This is a genomic window from Rugosimonospora africana (genome assembly GCF_016862975.1).
Lineage (GTDB): Bacteria > Actinomycetota > Actinomycetes > Mycobacteriales > Micromonosporaceae > Rugosimonospora > Rugosimonospora africana.
The window spans coordinates 22850-41237 of record NZ_BONZ01000078.1 but is presented as its reverse complement, the minus strand read 5'-3'; the positions used below and the strand labels follow the sequence as shown (position 1 = coordinate 41237).

15 protein-coding genes are annotated in these 18388 nt (G+C 67.4%); 9 read left to right on the top strand and 6 right to left on the bottom strand.

Annotated elements, in window-relative coordinates; all coding sequences use genetic code 11:
• The first annotated feature begins 41 nt into the window (after positions 1–41).
• The 3 genes from Raf01_RS36920 to Raf01_RS36910 are packed head-to-tail and all read left to right on the top strand — an operon-like array spanning position 42 to position 1907.
• On the top strand, positions 42–377 hold the full coding sequence (locus Raf01_RS36920) for an ArsR/SmtB family transcription factor (protein ID WP_203922755.1): 336 nt from the start codon (positions 42–44) through the stop codon (positions 375–377).
• A complete protein-coding gene (locus Raf01_RS36915) occupies positions 377–1105 on the top strand; it encodes a cation efflux transmembrane domain-containing protein (RefSeq protein ID WP_203922754.1) in 729 nt (242 codons plus the stop codon). Before Raf01_RS36920 ends, Raf01_RS36915 begins: the two co-directional genes overlap by 1 nt.
• Positions 1106–1148: 43 nt before the next feature.
• Positions 1149–1907 (top strand): phytanoyl-CoA dioxygenase family protein, encoded by a 759-nt coding sequence (locus Raf01_RS36910; protein WP_203922753.1) that lies wholly within the window; start codon positions 1149–1151, stop codon positions 1905–1907.
• A 93-nt stretch (positions 1908–2000) separates the two neighbouring features.
• On the opposite strand, the gene Raf01_RS36905 is transcribed toward Raf01_RS36910, so the two are convergent.
• From Raf01_RS36905 to Raf01_RS36895, 3 genes are all read right to left on the bottom strand, one after another.
• Complete coding sequence (locus Raf01_RS36905) at positions 2001–3638, bottom strand: phospholipase C (RefSeq protein ID WP_203922752.1); 1638 nt, start codon at positions 3636–3638, stop codon at positions 2001–2003.
• Between the two features lie 261 nt (positions 3639–3899).
• Entirely contained in the window at positions 3900–6311 is a 2412-nt protein-coding gene (locus Raf01_RS36900) for a penicillin acylase family protein (RefSeq protein ID WP_203922751.1), read from the bottom strand.
• 144 nt (positions 6312–6455) lie between these two features.
• Positions 6456–7565, bottom strand: coding sequence for a type III PLP-dependent enzyme (locus tag Raf01_RS36895; protein ID WP_203922750.1), 1110 nt, complete (start codon positions 7563–7565; stop codon positions 6456–6458).
• Positions 7566–7769: 204 nt separating this feature from the next.
• On the opposite strand from Raf01_RS36895, the gene Raf01_RS36890 reads away from it, so the two are divergent.
• Positions 7770–8261: a MarR family winged helix-turn-helix transcriptional regulator gene (locus Raf01_RS36890; protein WP_203922767.1), complete on the top strand. Its 492-nt coding sequence runs from the start codon at positions 7770–7772 to the stop codon at positions 8259–8261.
• A gap of 151 nt (positions 8262–8412) precedes the next feature.
• Here Raf01_RS36890 and Raf01_RS36885 read toward each other — a convergent pair whose 3' ends face one another.
• Complete coding sequence (locus Raf01_RS36885) at positions 8413–9426, bottom strand: LacI family DNA-binding transcriptional regulator (RefSeq protein ID WP_203922749.1); 1014 nt, start codon at positions 9424–9426, stop codon at positions 8413–8415.
• 216 nt (positions 9427–9642) lie between these two features.
• On the opposite strand from Raf01_RS36885, the gene Raf01_RS36880 reads away from it, so the two are divergent.
• From Raf01_RS36880 to Raf01_RS36860, 5 genes are all read left to right on the top strand, one after another.
• A complete protein-coding gene (locus tag Raf01_RS36880) occupies positions 9643–10962 on the top strand; it encodes an ABC transporter substrate-binding protein (protein WP_203922748.1) in 1320 nt (439 codons plus the stop codon).
• A 149-nt stretch (positions 10963–11111) separates the two neighbouring features.
• A complete protein-coding gene (locus tag Raf01_RS36875; protein WP_203922747.1) occupies positions 11112–12182 on the top strand; it encodes a carbohydrate ABC transporter permease in 1071 nt (356 codons plus the stop codon).
• A 6-nt stretch (positions 12183–12188) separates the two neighbouring features.
• Positions 12189–13007, top strand: coding sequence for a carbohydrate ABC transporter permease (locus tag Raf01_RS36870; protein ID WP_203922746.1), 819 nt, complete (start codon positions 12189–12191; stop codon positions 13005–13007).
• Entirely contained in the window at positions 13004–14950 is a 1947-nt protein-coding gene (locus Raf01_RS36865) for a glycoside hydrolase family 127 protein (protein WP_203922745.1), read from the top strand. Before Raf01_RS36870 ends, Raf01_RS36865 begins: the two co-directional genes overlap by 4 nt.
• Before the next feature lie 116 nt (positions 14951–15066).
• Positions 15067–15744: a class I SAM-dependent methyltransferase gene (locus tag Raf01_RS36860; RefSeq protein ID WP_203922744.1), complete on the top strand. Its 678-nt coding sequence runs from the start codon at positions 15067–15069 to the stop codon at positions 15742–15744.
• 46 nt (positions 15745–15790) lie between these two features.
• Here Raf01_RS36860 and Raf01_RS36855 read toward each other — a convergent pair whose 3' ends face one another.
• Together Raf01_RS36855 and Raf01_RS36850 are read right to left on the bottom strand one after the other, a co-directional pair.
• Complete coding sequence (locus tag Raf01_RS36855) at positions 15791–16762, bottom strand: ROK family protein (RefSeq protein WP_203922743.1); 972 nt, start codon at positions 16760–16762, stop codon at positions 15791–15793.
• An 11-nt stretch (positions 16763–16773) separates the two neighbouring features.
• Positions 16774–18381: an ROK family protein gene (locus Raf01_RS36850; RefSeq protein WP_203922742.1), complete on the bottom strand. Its 1608-nt coding sequence runs from the start codon at positions 18379–18381 to the stop codon at positions 16774–16776.
• Positions 18382–18388 lie beyond the last annotated feature (7 nt).

The window sequence follows — 18388 nt, the reverse complement described above, 5'->3', positions numbered from 1 at the left end:
GGTAGTAAAGCTTCGGCTGAATACAGTCTTTGCTGTACTGTGTGGGTGTGCTGACGCTGACACATGGGCAGGTGCTCGCTCGGTTCGGGCACGCGTTGTCCGACCCGATCCGGTCGAGGCTGGTGCTGGCACTGCGCGACGGACCGGGATATCCGGCCGATTTGGCGCAGTCGCTGGGCACCAGCCGGCAGAACCTGTCCAACCACCTGGCGTGCCTGCGTGGTTGCGGCCTTGTGGTCGCCGTTCCGGAGGGGCGCCGGACCCGCTACGAGCTGGCCGACGGGCGGCTGGCGCACGCGCTGGGCGACCTGCTCGGACTGGTGTTGGCTGTGGACCCGACGGTGTGCGCGGACACGGCGACCGAGGAGTGCTGCTGATGAGCGCTCCGGGTGCGGTGGGGCTGACACCGGCTCGGCGTGATGCCCTGGCTCGCCGGGTGCGGTTACTGGTTGCGACGACCATCTCGTACAACGTGGTCGAGGCGGTGGTGGCGGTCGCGGCCGGGGTGGCCGCGTCGTCGACGGCGCTGGTGGGCTTCGGTCTCGATTCGGTGATCGAGGTGTCCTCCGCGGCCGCGGTGGCCTGGCAGTTCGCGGCCCGGGAGCATGCGGTTCGGGAGGCCCGGGAGAGGATCGCGCTGCGGATCATCGCGGTGTCGTTCTTCGCCCTGGCCGCCTACGTCACCGTGGGCTCGTTGCGGGCGCTGCTCGGGCACGGAGAGGCGAGACACTCGCTGGCCGGGCTGACGCTGGCCGCGGTGTCCCTGGTGGTGATGCCGCTGCTGTCCGCGGCGCAGCGGCGCGCGGGCCGGCAGTTGGGGTCGGCCACCGCAGTCGCCGACTCGAAGCAGACTCTGCTGTGCACGTATCTGTCGGCGGTGCTCCTGGTCGGTTTGGCGCTCAACGGCCTGTTCGGTTGGGCGTGGGCCGATCCGGTGGCGGGACTGGTCATCGCCGTGGTCGCCGTGAAAGAGGGCCGGGAAGCCTGGCGCGGGGACACCTGTTGCGCCGTCCCTTCCGCGGATGCGACCGCGGCGGGGGAGCGGACCGAAGGAAGCGGTTGCTCGCCCGACTGCTCCTGTTGCGGTGGTCCGGCGGCGGACTGAAAACGAATTGCCGGCGCCAGCGGTCACCCGTCAAGATCCGGACGTGGACGATGATGTGGTACGCGGCTTCATGGAGAACGGCTTCGTCAAGCTTGAGCAGGCGTTTCCCCGAGACGTCGCCGAGGAGTGCGCCCAGTTGCTGTGGGCCGAGATCGGAGTCGACCCGCACGACCGGTCCAGCTGGGCCAAGCCGGTGTACTGGGTCAGCGGCATGGCCCAGGAGCCGTTCGAGCGGGCGGTGAACACACCACGACTGCACGACGCGTTCGACGCGCTCACCGGAGCGGGCCGGTGGGCGCCCCGGGCCTCGCTCGGCTCGTTCCCGCTGCGGTTCCCGCACTCCGAGCAGCCCGACGATGCCGGTTGGCACGTCGAAGGCAGCTATCGGCCACCCGGCGCGAAGAGCTACTGGCTGAATCTGTACTCCAAGGACCGGGCACTGCTCATGCTGTTCCTGTTCACCGAGGTCGACGAGCCGGACGCGCCCACCCGCATCAGAGTCGGCTCGCACCTGGACATCCCGCCGCTGCTGCGCCCGTACGGCGAACGGGGCGTGTCGATGTTCCGCATCGCCGACCAGGTCGAAGCCCGGTCCGCGCACCGGCCGATCGCGCTCGCCACGGGCAACCCCGGCGACGTGTACCTGTGCCATCCCTTCCTGGTGCACGCCGCCCAGCCACACCACGGTCACAAGCCCCGGTTCATGGCCCAGCCGCCCCTGTACCCCGCTGTGCCGCTCGACCTGGCCCGGGCGGACGCCGACCTGTCACCGGTGGAACGAACCATCCGGGACGCCCTCTGAGCACGGCTGGAAAAGGGTGGGGCCGGACAGCGACATGTCGCTGCCCGGCCCCGGAACGCCGGTGGTTACCACCGGCTGGGTGCTGCGTAGGTGTTACTTCGTGACCGCGCCGGTCTTCGGGTCAAGCAGGACCGGCTTGGTGTTCGGCTTCTGGTGGAAGTTGAACAGGTTGTTCAGCGTGCCGGAGGAGGCGTCGAACGAGCCGTCGCCGACCCGGCCGGTCTTCCAGTTGTCCTCGATGAACCGCAGGATCGATGCCTGGTTGGTCACGCTGTGGTCGACGAAGTTCGTCTTGCTGTACGGGCTGACGACCAGCAGCGGCTGGCGCGGGCCGTAGCCGCACCGGTCGAGGTAGCCGTTCAGCGGCTTGGTCTTCTTCGTCGGGGCGCACAGCGCGGCCTGGTCATTGGCCGAGTCGGTGGAGCCGTTGACGATCGGCGGGGTGACGTGGTCGTACCAGCCGTCCGAGTCGTCGTACGCGATGACCACCGCGGTCGAGTCCCAGTCCTTGGACTTCTGCAGCTTGTTGATCTCGTTGACGACGAACTGCTGCTCGTCCAGCGGGTCCGAGTTGCCCGGGTGACCGTCCTGGTAGGCGCCCGCCTTCAGGAAGCTGACCGCCGGCAGGTTGCCCGCGGACAGCGCGGCGTCGAAGTCGGTCAGGTCGTAGTTGTGGTTGGCCTGGTCGGTCTGGCCGATCTTGGCCACCGACGACGGCGGCAGGTGCTTCGGGTTGCTGGTCGACTTGTAGTACTCGAACGGGTTGTGGTGCGGGCTGTAGTCGGTCACCGCGTTGCCACCGATGTTGGTGTGCGTCGCGCCGCAGACCGCGTACCCGTTGGCCGAACCGGTCGGCCGGAAGCCGCCCTGGAACCAGCCCCAGGTCACACCCTCGTTGTTGAGCAGGTCACCGACGTTCTGACCGGTCATCTTGGCGAGAGCGTTGGTCGAGGTGTGGTTGTTGTCCGAGCAGTCGTCGAACGCCGGGTCCGGGTCACCGATCACGGTGCCCACGCCCTTGGCGTCCGGCGAGGTGGCCAGCGAGTTGCTGACCTTCTCACCGGTCTTCGAGTCCACCGCGATGACGCCGTGAGTGTTGCCCGAGATCAGGTTCAGCGCGCCCGGGGTGGACGGGCCGAACCCGGTGGAGAACGAGTTGTCCGACATGGCGTAGTTCTGCGCGTAGTTCCACAGACCCGTCACGGTGTTGCCGTCGTAGTAGTCCATCACCAGACCGGGCTGGCCGAAGAGGATCGGCTGGCCGGTGCACTTGTCGGTCTCGGTGTTCTGGACGAACGCGTCGGCCTTGCCGCCGTCGTACGCCTTCTGCTCGGCGCCGTACCCGTGGTTCTGGTCACAGGTCAGGGCCTGGTCCGGAGTCAACCGGGTCGGGTTGTACTCGTTGGGGTTGTTGGTCAGCAGCTTCTTGTCCAGGCCGTTGACCTGCGGGGTACCCGACTTCGCCTTGAACGGGGTGCCGTCGGTGTTGGCAGCCTTCGGGTACGTGCCAAAGTAGTGATCGAATGAGACATTTTCCTGGAAAATGACCACAACGTGCTTGATCGGGGTAGAGGTGTGCACCACCGGCTTCGGCTTGTCGTTGCCGTGGCCGTTCACTCCGGCGAAGGCCGGGGTGGTCGCGGCGGCGATGGCCAGCGCGGCGGCAACCACCGTGCCGGCGCCCACCGCGCGGCGGGTCCTTCTACTCCAGGTCTTGGGCTTGAGGCCCACTGTTCGCCTCCCTGCGAAAAGACAGTCCTGCGGAATGCACTCTCGCCGGGGAGATCGCCGCTGACCACCACTCCCGGGTGACCGCTGCCGAAACATTAGGTGACGCCGTTGCGCAAGTGACGGTGCTTAGATAGATCCGGTCCACTGAGCGAGGCCGAGCCGGGAGCGCCGTCCAACCCGGGTGGGGATCGACCGTTGTCGCAGCAGCCCCGGCGCGAGCCGGTGAGCGGCCCGCGCCAGGGACTGCCTGCGCCGGGTTCCTCAGGAGAGGTGCAGGCCCAGGATGGCCTCCACGGTCAGGTTCGGATCGCTGTTTATCGCGCTGTCGGTGTAGAGCATCGGTCGCAGTGTCTTCGTCTTGAACAGTTGGGTCTGGTCGGAGTAGTGCGGTGAGGACGGGCTGCCGGACTCGCCGAAGGTGAGCAGGCCCCGGGCCTGCGGGCCGGACGCGGCGAACTGCACGGTGGCCAGGAAGCTGGTGCCGAAGTTGACGACATAGCCGGCACTGGTCAGATCCGTGCCGGCGAGCGGGGTGCCGCCGCTCATCCGCGGTTCAAGGGACGTGTTCGTGTCGTCCTCGAAATACACCGCGTTGGCGATTCCGACGCTCTCGCCGGCGCCCGGAACCGGGATCCGTACGTTGTTCTTGATCGTGTACTGCACCGTCTGCAGCTTCACATTCGGCGCGTACCCGAGGCCCCGCAACCGGAGGATCGCCCGCGCCATCGCCTGGAGAAGCGGCATCGGGTCGGCCGGTGCGCCACGTGGCGTGTGGCCCGGGTCGGTCGGACTGAACGACACTCCCCACAGCGGACCGGCCGTGGTCAACGCGTCCGGGTACTGGTCGAGTACCGACGCGATGGTTTCCCGCCACAGCACCGCACCACCGCTGCCGACGTCGAACGTGCGGTCCCAGGCGGCGAGCGCGGAGCAGCCGGGGCTGATATTCACCGAGTTGCCGTCCACCACCACCGGGGTCGAACCCCGCGCCCGGCAGGCCGTCACCACCGCGGAGGCAAGCTGGTCGGAGGTGAACGTGGTGTCGGACAGGATCGCGGTGCCCAGGCCGGTCAGGCTGAACCGTCCGGACGAGTCGACGGTGCCGGGGAACTTGCCCTCGAGAAGCGCGACGTTCTGCCGGGTCCGTACGGTCTGCGGCATGCCCTCAAAACCCTGCAGCGGCGAGTACCCGGTCAGCAACTGCTTGGTGTTGGCCAGCCAGTGGCTGTCGTTGGCGTTGAACACGTAGTCGCCGCGCTGCAGTTGCGGCTGCGCCCCGAACGGGATCAGGCCGGGGGAGCGCGCACCGGGCGCCGTCACCCACGCGTTGGCACTGTTGCTGCCGTCCAGAATGCCGAGCGGGTTGCTCTCCCACTCCGCGATCGAGGCCGGTGACAGGTCGGGGGTCTGCGAGGCGTCCGCGTACCAGGCGTGGCCCGCGCTGTCCGTCGCGATCGTGTTCACCCACGGGATGCCCTGGTCGCGGGTGATCGCGTCCCGGATGCCGCCGACGTCCCCCGCCTTCGCGATGTCGAGCCACTGCCGCATTATTCTGTCGTTGTCGATGTTCGCGTCCCGGTAGGTCATCGCGCTGGCGGTCGACCAGCCCAGGCCCGGGTCGAGCGAGGACAGGTCGATGATCGGGCCGTAGCGGCTCTGGTAGAGCGTCGTGGTGTAGTTCACCGGCCCACTGCCGTAGTTCACCTGGATCGTGATGGTCTTCGACGTCATCGCCTCGGGTACGCCGTCGACCAGATATCTGGTGGGCGATCCGGGCACCAGGTTCAGCGAGTAGAACGTGTACCGGGCGCCGGCCGCGATCGTGTGCGTCCAGGCCACGTTGTTGGTGAATCCGATCTGCACGCCCGGTACCCCGCCGAGGCTGCCGCCGTACACGTTGAACTGGTTGGGAACGGTCAGCTGCGACTCCCAGAAGCGCAGGTTGCCCTGCCACGGGAAGTGCGGGTTGGCCACCAGGGCACCCTTGCCGGTGGTGGATTTCTGGCTCCCCAGCGCCCAGCCGTTGCTGCCCAGCGCGCCGTCGCCGGCCTCCTGCGCGAGGGCGTTGCGCACGCCCTGTTCCACCAGCGTCCCGCCGACTGTGGGAGCGGCCGATCCGGGCGGCGAGGCCGCGGCCATCGCGGCGAGGAAGTTCTGCCCACTGCCCAGCAACGCCACATCACGTTGGTACGCGAGGACGTCGACGTCGGTGATCGGGGTGATCCACGGCGCGCCGGCGCACCACCCCGGTACGTTCGCGGCGCCCACCTTGGCCAGGTAGCCGTTGTAGCCGGCGACGTAGCCCTCGATCACCTGGGATTCCTCTGTGGACAGACGGGCCAACTGCGCGGTCGCCAGGCCCATGATGTCGATTTCCCGGTACCCCAGGTCGGTCGCGATGTTGGCGCCGTCGGCGCCCGGCCCGAACCACCTGGACCGCTGGCTACGTACTTTGATCACTTGGTCGTCGAGGTCGCAGAACCGATCCTCGGCATAGGCCCAACCCTGACCGAACATGACATTGGCCAAAGTGGATCCGGTGATGTGCGGGATGCCGTAACTGGTGCGGCGGATGACCGCCGCGTATCCGGTGCTGTTGGCGCTCTCGTCGGCCGCGTGTGCCTGGGCCGGCACTGCGATCAGGCCGGCGACGAGCGAGAGTACGGCGAGCAAGCATCTGAAGCGTCGGCGTCTCACGGGAACCCCCTCAGGTGAGCCCAGACAGTTCGCTTTCAGGGGTCACCGGTATGTGAGGACGATGGGAATTGGCCGGGGAACCCTGCGTCGCGGCGACACTACCCAACGTCAAGTTGAGATTCAATCGACCGTCGCCTCAATCAGCCGGCTCCCCGATACACATCTGACCGTGGGAACCTCGAATCCGTTGAACGTCGACGCGTACGCCGTCGTGTAGGCACCCGCCGTGCCGAGGTGGACGAGATCCCCGGTCGAGAGATCGGCGGACAGTTCGACATCGAAGAGGATCGTGTCCTGGCTGTCGCACGTGGGACCGGTGAGCTGGAACCGGTCGCGCACCGCGCTGCCCCGCGAATCGCTCACCGGGAACCGCAGTTCGTTGCCCGTCTCCAGGCTCTCCATGAACCCGTTGAACGCGCCGGCGTCGAGGTGGATCCATCTCTTCCCGCTCCGGATCGCGGTGCCGATGACGGTCGCGGTCAGCGTGCCCGCCTCGGCGACGAGGGCCCGGCCCGGCTCGACCACCGCCCGTACCGGATAAGGCAACCCGGCCAGACCGTTTTCGATCACCGCGGCGTAGCGTTCGAGCGGTGGCGGCTTCGCGCCGTACGGTGCCGGAAAGCCGCCACCGAGATCCACCATTTGCAAGAAGATCCCCATGTCCGCCAACTGATGCATCATGCGACGAACCGCCACGAGCGGCGGCCGCCACGCTTCCGGTACGAGCATCTGCGAACCGACGTGGAACGTGACCCCGAACGGGCACAAGCCGAGCGACCGCGCCTGAGCCAGCAGCCGCACCGCGGTGTCCGGGTCGACGCCGAACTTCCCCTCACTGGGCACGCCGCTGGGAGTCGTGAGCGCGGCCAGCCGGACGATGACGTTTGAGCCCGGCGCCAGGGCGGCGAGTTTGGCTGCCTCATCCAGTGAGTCGAACGCGAAGCTGCGCACGCCGCCGTAGTACGCGTCGCGGATGTGTGCCGCGGGCTTGATCGGGTTGCTGTAGAGCACGGTCGCGGGGTCGACGCCGAGCGCGAGGAGCTGATCGAGCTCCGGCGCGGACGCGATCTCGAACCGGCACCCGAGCGACCGCAGTGTGGTCAGGATGTCCTGGTGCGGGTTGCACTTCATCGCGTAGTGCACGGCGATGGATGGCATCGCCGTGGTGAAGCGGCGGTAGGCGGCCTCGACGACCGAGAGGTCCATGACCAGTGCGGGGGTGCGCATCATCGGTACCTCCATCGATGTGTACTCAGAGTGTCGCGTTCAACACCTAGGGTGCACAATCTTCTGCACCGAGGAAGATCTGCTCGCGCCGCCGGGAGGTCCCGCAAATGCGGATCAGATGGTGCGAATCTCTCAACCATCACGTCGTGAGGTCCGGCGAGTTTGATTCGTACTACAAACCATGCCGCGTATGATGGCGTCGTGCCGATGGAACCAACCCGGGAGAACGAACCGCGCGGCGACGCCGGGCGGCCCGATCCCGACGGGGAGGCGCTGGTGGACGCGCTCGCGCGGAGCGCCTTCGTCGTGATGGGCGTGCTCAACCGGATCGGGGCGCAGTATGACCTCTCGCTCACCCAGCTGCGGGTGCTCGGGATCCTGCGCGATCGCCGGGTCCGGATGACGGACCTGGCAAACTTCCTGGGGCTCGACAAGTCGACGATGTCCGGGCTGGTCGACCGCGCGGAGCGGCGAGGGCTGCTGGAGCGGGGGAGGAACCCCACCGACGGCCGCGCCGTCGACGTCTACATGACCGCTGCCGGTCTCGAACTCGCGCAGCAGGCGCACGGTGAGGTCCGTCGCGCGCTAGCCTCGGCCACGGGCCGCCTCGGCAAGCAGGAGCGCCACCGGCTCACCCAGTTGCTCGAACACATGCTCGGGCCCGCGGACGTGCAAGAGCCTGTTGGCAAACCCAGCTGACCGGCTGCGCCGCGCCCAGGCGGCGACCGGCGGCGTTGTCGGCTCGCCCGGATACAACACCGGTATCCGGGCGAACCTCCGCCTTGCCGGACGCAGCCTGGCTCGCGGCTCGCTCGGCCAGAGGTTTGCCAAAAGGCTCCAACGCCCGGGTTCAGTGCGTGGGAGTGGTCGACCCGCGCACCATCAGACGGCAGGGGAGCTTCTCGATCCCGTGCGACGGCCGGCCGTCAATCGCCTCGAACAGCTTCTCGGCGGCTCGGCGGCCGAGTTCCTGCAGGTCCATGTCGATGCTGGACAGCGGCGGGCGGGCGTCCGTGGCGAGGACCTCCCAGTTGTCGTGGCCGACGACCGCCACGTCGTCGGGGATCTCGCGCCCCAGTTCGCGAAGCGCGTCCATCGCGCCCCGCGCGATCTGGTCACTCCCGCAGATCAGCCCGTCGATCTCGGGGTGTCCCTCAAGCAGGATGCGCGTGGCGCCCCTGCCCCAACTCTCCGACCACGAGCCGAAGAAGGCCGCTTCCACCGGTTCGAGACCGGCGTCGTGCAACGCCTCGGCCGCTCCGGTCACCCGGTCGTGTGCCGCGCCGTACCCGGAGTCTCCGGTGATGATGCCGATCCTGCGCCGGCCGATGCCCAGCAGGTGCTCGGCGGCCAGCCGTCCGCCGTGCACGTTGTCGCTGGTGATGGAGTAGTCCTCGGGATCGTCCGACGGCGCGTAGGCATACACGACCGGTACCGTGATGTCAGGCCCGAGCGAACGGCGGGGATCCGGCCGGGCGCCGACGATGATGAGGCCGTCCACGTGGCGGGACAAGAGCGCGCGCAGTTGGTGCTGTTCACGGATCGCGTCACCGCGGGCGTCGCAGAGGAACACCGAAGTCGAGTCGGCGCCGAAGGCGTCCTCGGCGCCCATCATGATGGGGATCGAGAATCGGCCCTCCAGGTCGGAGGTGAGCAGGCCGACCGTGCCGGTCTGGCCGGACAGCAGCCCCTGCGCCAGCGGATTGGGGATGAACGAGAGCGCCTCGGCGGAACGGAATACCTTTTCGCGCGTTGACGCGCGCACCTGCGCGCGTCCGTTCAAGGCTTTCGACGCCGTGGCGACCGAGACGCCGGCCAGACGGGCGACATCGCTGAGTGTGGCCGGCTTGCTCTTCTCAACCAATTTCGGGCTCCTGCGGGGATACTACGCAAGGTCTCCCCGAGAGGCTAGCAGGAGGCCGTCGGACATTCCTTGACGTGGTTGTAGCGCCCATGTTACGTTCCCGAAAAGCTTTTCGATCTTTTCGGGACGGGCCGAGAGCGGTCAGCTACCAATCAACATGCGACCTCGCGCAACAGGTCGGCCAGTTCTCCGCGTCGAGAATGAAAGGCACCAGGTATGGAAGAGATAGCTCTCACTCCTCGCCGCAGCCGGCTGGCCCTCGCCGCGGTCGCGGTCGCCGGCTCCGTTGTCTTGGCCCTCGCCGCGTGCGGCGGCGGAAGCAGCGGCAACAGCGGTTCCGTGTCCGTCCCGGCGGGCGGCACGGATGACGGAACGACCATCACGCTCTGGTCGCGCGCTCCCCTGGAGAAGCAGGCGACCAACGCGGTCAAGGAGTACAACAAGTCGCACAAGAACCAGGTCAAGCTCGAACTGCTGCCCAACGACGACGTCGAAGGCAAGGTCGGCGCGGCCGTTCAGACCGACAGCCTGCCGGACATCCTCGCCGGTGACGTCGTGCGCGTGCCGTACTGGACGCAGCAGGGCATCTTCCGCGATCTGACCCAGCAGATCGACGCTCTGCCGAACAAGGCCGACCTCCAGTCCGGGCACATCAAGGCGGGCACGGTCGACGGCAAGGAGCACACCCTCCCGTTCGTCACCGACATCTCGGTGATGGTCTGGAACAAGGACCTCTACAAGGCGGCCGGACTCGATCCGGAAAAGGGCCCGGCCAACCTGAACGACTTCGTGACCCAGGCCAAGGCGGTAGCGGCACTCGGCAAGAAGGACGTGGCAGGCACCTACGTCGCCGGCCAGTCCGGCGGTGCGCTGGTCTTCACACTGTTCCCGATGCTCTGGGGCAACGGCGAAAAGGCGCTCAACGACGCCGGTACCCAGTCGATGGCCAACAGCGACTCGGCCAAGAAGATCTACGCGGCCTACCGGGAGCTGGCCAACACGCCGAACGGGCTCGGGGCCGGGTCGAAGACCGAGACCGGCGCCACCTGGACCGCACCGTTCCAGAACGGGAAGGTCGGTGTCGAGCCGTACCCCGCCACGGCGGTCAGCGCACTGTTCAAGACCTCGAAGTTCCAGATCGGCGTGGCGCCCATCCCCGGCGTCGACGGCGGTTCCTCGACCTTCCTCGGTGGGGACGCCATCGGCATCAGCAAGGACTCCAAGCACGTCGCCCAGGCGTGGAACTTCCTCGCCTGGCTGATGAGCGAGCAGGCACAGCAGTCCGTGTTCGCGGACAACAACGACACCGCGTCGAACATCAAGGTGCTGGAGAACGGCTACAAGAGCGCCGACCCGCGCACCCTGATCGCCAACGGCACCATCAAGACCGGGCAGACGCCGATCGCCACGAACTTCAACGAGGCGTTCAACGCGGCCGGCAGCCCCTGGCAGATCCTCTTCCAGGACGCCGTCTGGGGCGACGCGTCGAAGGTTGACTCGGACAACCAGGCCATCACCAGCGCCCTCGGGCAGTAACCGACCGGCCTGGGTCGCCGCGCGGCGTCAGCCGCACGGAGCCGGACCAGTCGCCGCACCATCGAAACGCCAGCCGGGAACGGCTCGGTAGTCGAGCCGTTCCCGGTTTTTGCCGGACGCCCACGTAAAAGTTCCACGGAGGTCAGAGCATGGCCCCACCGACATCTTCCGACCAGTCCGGCTCGGCGCGTCTGGCGCCGCACCACGACCCGGACCAGTCGTCCGACCAGTCCGGCCCGGCGCGTCTGGCGCCGAGCCACGACCCGGACCAGTCGGTGACCCCGATCCTTACAGGGACGCCACGACGGCAAGCGCGTCGTGTCGCGAGCAGGTCCAGGACCAGTCGCGCCGAAAACCGCACCGGATGGCTCTTCGCCGCCCCGACCGCGATCCTGCTCCTGTTGTTGTTCGTCGCCCCCATCGTCGTGGTCGTCGTGATGGCGGGCTCGCGCTGGACGCTTCTGGGGGGAGCCCAGGGCAACAACTTCCCGGACAACTTCACCCGGTTGTTCGACGATCCGCTGCTGAAGCAGTCCATCTGGTTCACCGTGAAGTACACCGCGCTCACCACGGTCATCCTGATGCCGGTGGCGCTCGGGCTCGCCCTGCTGGTCCAGGAGGCCCGGCAGTGGAACAACCTTCTGCGTACCGCGATCCTGGTCCCCTCCGCGCTCGGCATCGCGTCGGCGTCTCTGTTGTTCTACGCGTTGTACTCGCCCCAGGTCGGCCCGATCACCCACATCCTGGAGGCGCTGGGCGGCCCCGGTGGCCAGTCCTCCGTCCTGGGCTCACCGAGCGGGGCGCTGTGGGGAACGGTCATCCTCGTGGTCTGGCGCTTCGCCGGCTTCTACATGCTGCTGAACATGGTCGGCCTGCAGGCCATCCCCAACGAGGTCTACGAGGCCGCCAAACTGGACGGGCCGGGCAGGTGGAAGACGCTGACCAGCATCACGCTGCCGCTGTTGCGACCCACCATCGCGATGACGATGATCCTGTCGATCACCGGTTCGCTGCTGGCCTTCGACCAGTTCTACATCCTGACCAAGGGCGGCCCCAACAACTCGACCATGACGGTCGTTCAGCTGATCTACCGGGATGCCTTCGAGACCCACAAGGACCTCGGCATGGCCGCGGCGCTGTCGGTCCTCCTGCTGCTCGCACTCGTGGTGATCAACACCCTCCAACTGCGCGCACTGCGCGTCGGCGCGGACGAGGAGTAGCCGGCCATGAAAGCATCAGTCGCGTCCCGTTCCGTGTACTACACCCTCACGACCGTCATGGCGGTGGTGTTCGTCCTGCCACTGGTCTGGGCGGCGGTCAGCTCGGTGTCGCCCAGCCCCGGCACCGCCCAGAAGCACGGGTTCGGCTTGAACAACTACGAGACGCTGTTCTCGTACGGGTACGGGCTGCCCCGGTACCTGATGAACTCCCTGATCATCTCGATCGGCGCGACCATCCTCACGTTGCTGTTGGCGGCCACCGGCGGGTACGCCTTCGCACGCTTCCGGTTCCGCGGCAAGAACGTGATGTTCGTGCTGGTGCTGTCGATCATGATGATCCCGTACGCCACCCTGCTCATTCCGCTGCTGGTCTGGATGAAGGACCTCAGCCTGCAGAACTCGCTGTTCGGCGTCGTACTCGTGCTGACCCTGTTCCAGATCCCGTTCGGCATCTTCATGATGCGCACCTCGTTCACCGCGGTACCGCGTGATCTGGAGAGCGCGGCGCTGATCGACGGGTGCAACGCGTTCCAGGCATTCCGCCGGGTGATGATTCCGGCGGTGCGCCCCGGCCTCATCACTGTGGGCCTGTTCGCCTACCTGGCCGCCTGGAACGACTTCATGGTCTCCCTCTACCTGCTCAGCATGAACAACGCCCCGCTGCCGCTCGCGCTGGTCAACATGCGCCAGCAGACCATGGGCGTCATCGACTACGGATCGACCACGGCCGGCGTGGTCGTGTTGACCATCCCGGCCGTGATTCTGTTCCTCGCTCTGCAGCGCCACTACATCCGGGGCTTCACCTCGGGCGCGGTGAAAGGATGACCCACACAGTGAACGACGCTCACACGGTGACGCAGCCGGACAGCGGCACCTCGACCCACCTCACGGTCGCACCGGTCGCACCGGGCACGGGATCCCTGCGCCCGTTGGGGATCGACAAGGTCCGTATCTCAGGCGGGTTCTGGGGGCATCGGCAACAGCTGAACCGGGACGCGATCATTCCACACATCGCGCGGTGGCAGGAGCGGGTCGGCTGGCACGCGAACTTCGACGCCGTCGTGAACGGCACCATCGCCGCGTCCCGCACCGGACGCGAGTTCTCCGACTCCGAGGTCTACAAGCTGCTCGAAGCGATGTCGTGGGAGATCGCCCGCACCGGCGACCAGGAGCTGGAACGGCGCCTGCAGGCGATCGTCGACCGGATCGAGCCGGCGCAACAGCCCGACGGCTACCTCAACACCCGGCACGGCAACCCGGGCCAGCCGCCGCGCTACTCCGACCTGGAATGGGGCCACGAACTCTACTGCTACGGTCACCTCATCCAGGCGGCCGTGGCACGGATCAGGTCCGGGCACCACGACCGGCTCGTCGAGATCGCCTGCCGGGCCGCCGACCACATCTGCGACACCTTCGGCCCTACCGGGCTCGCCGGCATCTGCGGCCACCCCGAGATCGAGACCGCGCTCGTGGAGCTGTACCGCGCGACCGGGCAGAGCCGGTACCTGCGGCAGGCCCGCCTGTTCCTGGACCGGCGGGGGCGACACAGCCTGCAGGACATCGAGTACGGGCGGTCCTACTTCCAAGATGACATCCCGATCGCGGACGCGCAGGTGCTGCGCGGGCACGCCGTACGCGCTCTCTACCTGGCCGCCGGTGCCGTCGACGCCGCGGTCGAGGAGCAGGACCGTTCGCTTGCCGAGGCGGTCGAGCACCAGTACCAGCGGGCGCTTCGGCGGCGCACCTACCTGACCGGCGGAATGGGCTCACACCACCAGGACGAGGCGTTCGGAGACGACTTCGAGCTGCCGCCCGACCGCGCCTACTGTGAGACCTGCGCCGGCGTGGCGTCCATCATGGTCTCGTGGCGGCTGCTCCTGGCCACCGGCAACCTCGGCTACGCCGACACCATCGAACGCACCCTGTACAACGTGATCGCCGCCTCGCCGAGCACCGACGGCACGGCGTTCTTCTACACCAACCCGTTGCAGCAGCGCGTCGCCGGCCAGCCCAGCGACCCGGACGAGGTCAGCCCCCGCGCGCACGCCCAACTGCGCGCACCCTGGTTCGAGGTCTCCTGCTGCCCGCCGAACGTCGCCCGTACCCTCGCCCAACTCGCCACCTACGTGGCGACCACGAGCACCGACGGCGTTCAGGTCCTTCAGTACGTTCCCGGCGAGATCAGTGCCGCTCTCGGCGACGGGCGGCACGCGCACCTCTCGGTGTCCACCCGCTACCCGGACGACGGTGAAGTGGCCGTCACCGTGGTCGGCGCGCCCCGCGACTCGTGGACGCTGACCCTGCGCATCCCCGCCTGGGCGGAGGGCGCCACGGTCGAGGTCGACGGCAAGGTCGCGCAGGCGCACGCGCCGTCCCACACCGTCCACGACGCCGCGGCGGGCAGCCGCATCACCCTCCGGCTCCCGATCGCTCCACGGTGGACGGTCGCCAACCCGAAGGTCGACGCCGTGCGCGGCACGATCGCGGTGGAGCGCGGCCCGCTCGTGCTGTGCGCGGAGTCGGTCGACCTGCCCGACGGAGCGGACGTTCAGGCACTGCGCATCGATTCCACGCAACCGCTGCGTGCTCTCGGCGATGGTGCCGCCGCGGCCGGAACGCTGCTCGCCCCACAGGAGGACACCGAGCAGCTGTACCGACCCGACGCGTACGCGGAGGATGGCCGCGACATCGAGCTTCCGCTCATACCGTATTACCGATGGGCCAATCGCGGGCCGAGCACCATGCGGGTGTGGATTCCGACTCGTTGACGCCTTCCCGTACGCCTGCCCGTTTCCCGTGGTTGGTGGCTTCTGATCTTTCATGGTCGTGACGGGTGAGCTATGCTGCGTCGATTCCACGCCGGAAGACCCTTACAGGAGGAGGCATGGCATCGAGCACCCCTACCTATGGGGCATCCGAGCACTATGACGCCAATTACTTCGCATGGCAGAACCAGCACATCGGCGTCAAGACCCGGATCAAGGTCACCAGGTTCGCGCCGTACATCCGGCCGACCGACACCGTCCTGGACTTCGGGTGCGCGGGGGGCGGCATGCTGGCCGCGTTGCCGGGTGCCCGAAAGATCGGGGTAGAACTGAACGACGTGGCTCGGGAGTCCGCCGAGCGGGAACACAACATCGAGGCGTACAAGAACCTGGCCGATGTGCCGGACGCGATCGCCGACGTCGTGGTCTCCAATCACACCCTTGAGCACATCGCGCACCCGTACGAGGCTCTCGTACAGCTCAGGCCCAAGCTCAAGCCCGACGGCACGCTCGTGCTCGTGCTGCCCATCGACGACTGGCGCGCGCAGCGGCGCTGGTACCCGGGCGACATCAACCGGCACCTGTACACCTGGTCGCCGCTGAACCTGGGAAACCTGCTGGAAGAGGCCGGGTTCGCGCCGCAGGAAGTGCGCGTCATCCACCAGACGCTGATGCGGGGCTTCGACAAGTTCGCCAAACTGCCGCGCCCGATGTTCGAGGCCGTGAGCTGGGCATACTCGCACGCACGCCACCGGCAGGAGTTGCTGGCCGCCGCGCGTCCGGGCAAGGAGCAGTAGGCGCACGACCGGTTTCACTCGGGACTGGCTGGCATGCCCTCTCACGTCAGACCGGGGAGGGCATGCCCGCATTCTCGTTGAGGGCCAAAAGGCCGGCTCCCATCCAACCCGCATCGGCGCCCTGCGCAGCCGCGACCACCTCCGGGATCCGCCGGTGCGCGCGGGCGAACAGGTAGCGTTCCAGACTGGCGCGCGCGGAGTCGAGGAGAAGGTCTCCGGCGGCGGCTACTCCGCCGCCGATCACAATCCGCTCCAGATCGAGCACGTTGACCAGCGACGCGATGCCAATGCCCAACCAGTCTCCGGCGCGTCTGAGGATTGCTCGCGAGGCGAGGTCGCCAGCAAGTGCCGCGGCGAAGACCGTTTCTCCATTCACCTTGGCTGGGTCGCCGGCAAGGGTCGCGAGTGTCCCACCGGGATCCGCGGTTGCCGCTTCGCGACCGTAGCGGCCGAGCGCTGTGCCCGACGCCACTGCTTCGAGGCACCCGAGGTTGCCACAGCCGCAGCGGATGTTTCCACGGGGGTCGACGATCAGGTGCCCGACCTCGCCGCCGATCCCGCTCTTGCCGCGATACAGTTCCCCGCCGAGCACGAGACCGCCACCGACTCCCGTACCCACCGTCAGAAACAGCATGTAGTTCGGCGCGGAACTGAGCACCTGCTCCGCCCATGCGGCGACATTGGCATCGTTGTCGACGACTGTCGGCAGCTCGCAGGAGTCTTCGAGTAGCCTCCGCAGCGGCATGTCGTGATAGCTGTTGTTCGGTGCCCACCTGATGTGGCCTCCGGGCCACTCGATCAAGCCGGCAGCGCCCACTCCGATCGCTGACACCTCCGGATGCCGGCCGCGCAACTCCTGGATGGCGGTGCGAAGGGCATCGAGGGTCCCGGTGGGGTCAGTCGGCGTGTGCATCGGGAGCAGCGTCTCTACCGGATCCCCTTTGTCGGTGATGACTCCGCAGGAGATCTTTGTGCCGCCTATGTCGAACCCGATCGCCTTACGGGTCGCGGTGACCACAGACCCGGTGGTCACCGGAGTTGCTCGGCATACGGGGTGATCGAGCCCGCCCGTCCGGCCGCCGATCGGTCGCGAATCGCCCGGATCACGCACGCGGCGGCGGCCTTCGCGCCCTGCTCGTCAGATCTGATCCGAACGATGAATTGGCACTCCTGCTCTGCGTTCGAAAAGACATGTGCCCGGATGCTGTCCCTCATCGCGCCGGTGTAGATCCGGTCGACCCCGGTCACCGCCTTGGCGTCCGCTATCGTGTCGAAGTTGTCGATGTGGAATTGTCGTGGAGCTCCGACTATGTCCAACGGGCCGTAGAGCACGATCGCCTCCGGATTCAGAAGGTTGAGCACGGTGGCGATGCCTGTGCCGAACGCCGAGCCGGCTGCGCCGAAGACTTCGCGCACTACCGGATCCTGGCTGGCCTTGAGAGCATCCTCGTAGCTGCCCGGGAACTCCTTCAGCTGCAGCGCGAGTTCGATCGCGCGTGGAGTGGCGATCCCCTCCAGGCACATGGGGTTGCCGCACCTGCATGGGTGATCGGCCGAGCCGGTGGTGCCGGTGGCAGAGGCGAGAGTCCCGATGGGGATGTGCCCGAGCTCTGCGGCCATGCCCCGGCTGCCCCGATGCAGAGAGCCGTCGACGACCAGCCCACAGCCGATGCCGAGATGAGTGAGCAGCACGACGGCGAAGTTGTCAGCGCTGATGCCCTGCGAGTATCGCTCGTGGATGGCGAGCGCGTTGGCATCATTCTCCAGGACGACCGGAACCCCGACGATGTCGGAGAGCTGGTCGGCGAGCGGGAACTGATCCCAGTGGATGTTGTTGGAGTGCACCACTCTGCCCTGACTGACATGGCCGCCGATCTCGATGCCGATACCGATGAGGTTTTCGGTGTCATCGAGGCGTTCCGAGAGTAGGCCGATCAGGTTCAGAATCTGTTCGAAGACGTAGGTCTCGTCAAGGCGCTCCAGCGGCAACACGATCCCATGGATCTTGATTTGAGCGAGGCCGTCGGTCACCACCCCGACTATCCGCTCACGATGACCGTGTGCGTCGCCCACGATCCGGATGCCGATGACTCGTTGGCTGGTGAACCGACGGCTGGATGACCGGATCAACTGGCCGCGAACGGCGGTCTCGGTATTTGCGCGGGCCACCGGGTTGTTGAGGCTGTTGGTCACCTGGCCGCTGAGGAACCGCGACACGCTCTCCTCGACGAGGCGATCCACCCAGCCGGTGACCACGGGGAGGAACACCGCGACGGCGACCCGGTCACTGGTGACGACGAGTGGTTTGCTGTCCGCGGACGCCCGCTCCAGCCTGGCGCCGCTGATCTCACGAATGCTGACCCGCGAGAAGTTGCTGGGTCGGCCACTCGCCGGATCCGTGTCTTCCAGGAGTTCCCGCAGGTTCGTTCGAGTCCCCGCGGCCTCGGCGTCCGCTTCTTCCGCGTTCACCGCCAGTTCATCGGCATCGTTCGCGCTCAGCCGCTGAAGCATCTCGTGCGTCAACGGAACCAGCACGCCGACAAGCGTTCCCTTGCTGGCCACGCCGAGCACTTCGTTGTCACTGGCAGAGCTTCGGATGATGTCCGCGGAAAGATCGCGAATGCTCACTCGACGCATGGCTGCC

Bases quoted from the DNA above. Each gene is read 5' to 3' on its own strand.
- Raf01_RS36915 (WP_203922754.1), top strand. From the start codon at position 377: ATGAGCGCTCCGGGTGCGGTGGGGCTGACACCGGCTCGGCGTGATGCC.
- Raf01_RS36895 (WP_203922750.1), bottom strand. From the start codon at position 7,565: ATGATGCGCACCCCCGCACTGGTCATGGACCTCTCGGTCGTCGAGGCC.
- Raf01_RS36890 (WP_203922767.1), top strand. From the start codon at position 7,770: ATGGAACCAACCCGGGAGAACGAACCGCGCGGCGACGCCGGGCGGCCC.
- Raf01_RS36880 (WP_203922748.1), top strand. From the start codon at position 9,643: ATGGAAGAGATAGCTCTCACTCCTCGCCGCAGCCGGCTGGCCCTCGCC.
- Raf01_RS36875 (WP_203922747.1), top strand. From the start codon at position 11,112: ATGGCCCCACCGACATCTTCCGACCAGTCCGGCTCGGCGCGTCTGGCG.
- Raf01_RS36870 (WP_203922746.1), top strand. From the start codon at position 12,189: ATGAAAGCATCAGTCGCGTCCCGTTCCGTGTACTACACCCTCACGACC.
- Raf01_RS36865 (WP_203922745.1), top strand. From the start codon at position 13,004: ATGACCCACACAGTGAACGACGCTCACACGGTGACGCAGCCGGACAGC.
- Raf01_RS36860 (WP_203922744.1), top strand. From the start codon at position 15,067: ATGGCATCGAGCACCCCTACCTATGGGGCATCCGAGCACTATGACGCC.
- Raf01_RS36850 (WP_203922742.1), bottom strand. From the start codon at position 18,381: ATGCGTCGAGTGAGCATTCGCGATCTTTCCGCGGACATCATCCGAAGC.